Here is a 3,464-nt window from a genome sequence, read left to right as displayed (position 1 = left end):
ACTGCTGCCAAAAATTGCCGCTCGGCGAGCGCAACCGCCGCACTCGCCGCATCTTCACTATTTAATAAACCCTTGAGGACGACATAGCGCGATAATAAATTGTCGAAACCCAGATAAATCCAGCCCAGTCCCCCATAGGCGATCGCGCCTTTAACTTCATATTGTCCGCCAACCACATCGCCAGGAGCCAGACTCGGCACAAAATTATATTTTTGCCCGCACTTGGTACAAAAACCTTTATCCCTTTTGGCAGCAGTATTGCAACCCGCACAGAATCGCTTATTTTCTGGTACCTTGGCTTCGACTAAGACGGCGAGTTCGGGAGCTGTAGAAGGTAATTCAGGAATCGATACCAATCCCGCACCCAGTTGGCGGCGACTACTCTTGCCTACTGTCGGCGCACTCCGCCGCGTACCGCGCGATCGATTGCTCGTCGGACTCGATCCAGTACTGGTGACAGAAGCACTATTGGGCGCAGTTTTCAGACTTTGAGAACTAGCTACTGGTTTGTTACTGGCAGTAGCCGCTAGTGCGATATCCAATTCCGATTGCGATTTGAGTGCAGCCAGCCCACAGGTATCGCAATAACCATCATCGATCGAGCCGTTACAGTTGTTTCGAGTGCAAGTTAGTTGTGACATACCTGGGGATGGTGGGGTAGGTGAGAGATGTGCTGAATTAAGTCAATCGAGAATAAAGATAATTTACGAATTGTCCCTACTTGCTATTGTGGTTTTTCATCCTTGGGAAATTTGCATTTTACTTCGATCGAAAAATCTGCATCTGTTTTAGAACTAGCAATCATCGGTAAACCACACGCCGCACTAATTTTCAGGCTGAATTTAAGCTTAACTTCTTCAACTTCGGCGATCGCTAAATTCTTGAAAGCACCGATCGCGTATTGAGCATAACCACGAATTGTGTGGTGGACTTTTTCTAGTTCGACGATAACTGCTGGCGGAATAATCGATTCAGCACCCCTAAGGGTTGGACTTTTGGAAATATATTCATCTTCAACCGCTGCGATTGCTGTCGCAGACGACAAGCCGTTCGATCGGACTGGTTGGGCGGTATCGATGAAGACTTCATAACTATTGTCACCATCTTCAAAAATTAGGCGTTGGGGCTGCGACATAAGTTAAGTTCACAAACAATTACAGCGTTGACTGGCGATATTTGATATTCTAGTTTACATAAATAATATCGTTGTAGTAATAATGGCACGATATGCCCTAGTAGTTGGAATTACGCAGAATCATACACCGCTGCAAACCTTAGAAAAATCAGTTGCCGATGCTAGCGCGATCGCTGCCATGCTGCGAGACTTTGGTGACTTTGAAGTAGAACTGGTAGTAAAGCCAGAACAGACAACTTGCAAGGCTTTAGCGGCCAAGCTGCGGGAGTTTTTGGAAGTGCGAGCACTGCGGCATGAAGCGTTAATTTATTATACCGGACATGGGTTTCCGGTGCTGGATGCCTTTGGCGAGACGGAGGCATTTTTAGCCCCATCGGATTGTGTCGTGGAGCTGGGTGCCGATGGACGGGTGGCGCGGCAGCAAAATGGACTGTCGCTGCTGGCGGTGAGCAAGTTATCAGCACGGGCGGAGTTGAGTAATTTGGTGATGCTGCTGGATTGTTGTCACAGTGGTTATTTATTGGAAGAATCCTTACTCAAGCAGACATTTACCACGTTTATTCAGAAAGATTATTGGCTGATGACGGCTTGCCGGAGTTTTCAGTCAGCCTATGCCAAGCAAAGCGATCGATATAGTATTTTTACAGGCGCAGTATTGGCGGGATTGAATCGCGATCGAGCGAACGATCGTGGCGAGGTGACAGTTGGGGCGTTATTTAACTCTGTGGCAGAAGCAATGCGGGGTGAGCTACAGGAGGTGATGCAGCTATCGCTGGGGCGACAGACGTGGGTAGTCCGCTATCGGCTAGTAGAGTCAGTGCCACCGCAGATCGAGATCGATCTTGAAGCACCAAAGATATCTAAAAAATCTATGTCTGATGAATCAATCTCGATCGATCCGCCAGCTCCGACAGATCGATCGACGGGCAAAAGACAACGACTGGAAAAAAGGCAAACCACGCTCCAGTCAGAATGGCAGATCAGAACCGAGAAATTGACACAGATAAGTGCAAGTTTTGCAATTCAAACAGATCCGAGCATCAAGTTTCAATTAGAAAACCAAATTGCAGATGAGGAAGCAAAAATCCTGGAATTAGAACAGAAATTAGATAAAATCGAGCAATCGATCGCAGCTTGTTAGTTCGTGTAAATCTTGAATTAGTAATCGATCGAATCTAAATGCAAGAGCCAACAGGACAAATCCAACGACTGCTAAAAGTCCAAGCCAGATTGCGATCAGACTGGGAGCTTAGGCATGAAAAGCTAATAAAATTAGCTAAAAGTTTAGCGATTAAAAACGATGCTGCGACTAAGTTTAAATTAGAAAATCAAGTTCGGGACGAAGAAGCAGAAATTCTGGAGTTAGATCGCAAGTTAGAAGCGATCGAACAATCTTTAGCCTCTGGTTCGATCCCATCTACATTGGCAAAACTATTTCCAGAGATCGTCGTAGATGAAACTAATCCCTATCAAGGTTTGTTTGCATTTACACCAGAGACAGCCAAGTTTTTCTTTGGGCGAAACAAGGAAATTAAGAAGCTAGAAGAGAAGGTTAAAGATTGTAATTTTGTGCCAGTAATTGGAGCTTCAGGGAGTGGTAAATCATCGCTGGTGCGGGCGGGGTTAATTCCTCGATTATTGGCATTGGGTTGGCAAGTATTACCGCCAATTAAACCAGGATCGGAGCCGCTGAGAACGTTGAAGTTATTAGTGGGTGGATTGTTTGAGGTGGCAGAGCGGGAAGAGATTTATGGCGTATTAGAGCAACAGGGATTAGGCGCGATTGTCTCGCGGTTGCCAGGGGAAGCGCGAGTATTACTAGTAGTGGATCAGTTTGAGGAGGTGTTTAAACAGTGTCAGGATCGCCAGGAGCGGCAGCGATTTATCGATTGTTTGACTAGTGTGAGGCAATCAGACAACCACCGATTAGTAGTAGTAACGACGATGCGGGCGGATTTTGTCGATCGATGGTTGACATCGGGGGTGTTGACGCAAGCAATCCAGGATGATGCGTTGTTTCTGGGCGTACTCGCGGGAGCAAATCTAGAGGATGCGATCGAGTAACCATCCGCGATTCAGGGCTACAACTTACAGCCAGGGCTATTAGAGCTAATTTTGCGAGATGTGGCGAATGAGGAGAATTGTTTGCCGCTGTTGGAATTTGCTTTGACAGAGTTGTGGGAAAAACGCGATCGATCGAACCAATTATTAACTGTCGATGATTATAAAAGCTTAGGCGGCTTGGTAGGCGCACTCGATCGACATGCAGAGGAAATCTATCGGGATTGGGCACTGCGAGGGCAGGGTGAGTGGGTGCAGCGGGTAATGC

Annotated in this window: 3 protein-coding genes and 1 pseudogene; 2 read left to right on the top strand and 2 right to left on the bottom strand. The window is 46.8% G+C overall.

The genetic code is table 11. The annotated features are described in order from the left end of the window. Together RMO27_RS19560 and RMO27_RS19555 are read right to left on the bottom strand one after the other, a co-directional pair. Positions 1 to 641 (bottom strand): serine/threonine protein kinase (locus tag RMO27_RS19560; protein WP_309735670.1); only part of this gene is annotated, 641 nt, incomplete at its 3' end. An 83-nt stretch (positions 642 to 724) separates the two neighbouring features. Next, positions 725 to 1,135, bottom strand: coding sequence for a CU044_2847 family protein (locus tag RMO27_RS19555; RefSeq protein ID WP_309735668.1), 411 nt, complete (start codon positions 1,133 to 1,135; stop codon positions 725 to 727). A gap of 82 nt (positions 1,136 to 1,217) precedes the next feature. On the opposite strand from RMO27_RS19555, the gene RMO27_RS19550 reads away from it, so the two are divergent. After that, the gene (locus RMO27_RS19550) at positions 1,218 to 2,276 is read left to right on the top strand and encodes a caspase family protein (RefSeq protein ID WP_309735666.1); all 1,059 of its coding nucleotides are present in this window, start codon (positions 1,218 to 1,220) and stop codon (positions 2,274 to 2,276) included. Between the two features lie 38 nt (positions 2,277 to 2,314). Beyond that, positions 2,315 to 3,464, top strand: a pseudogene (locus RMO27_RS19545) (hypothetical protein); the annotation flags it as partial.

The organism is Chamaesiphon sp. OTE_75_metabat_556, from assembly GCF_031378165.1.
GTDB lineage: Bacteria > Cyanobacteriota > Cyanobacteriia > Cyanobacteriales > Chamaesiphonaceae > Chamaesiphon.
The sequence above is the reverse complement of the archived record's forward strand: the minus strand, read 5'-3'. Positions and strand labels throughout refer to the sequence as shown.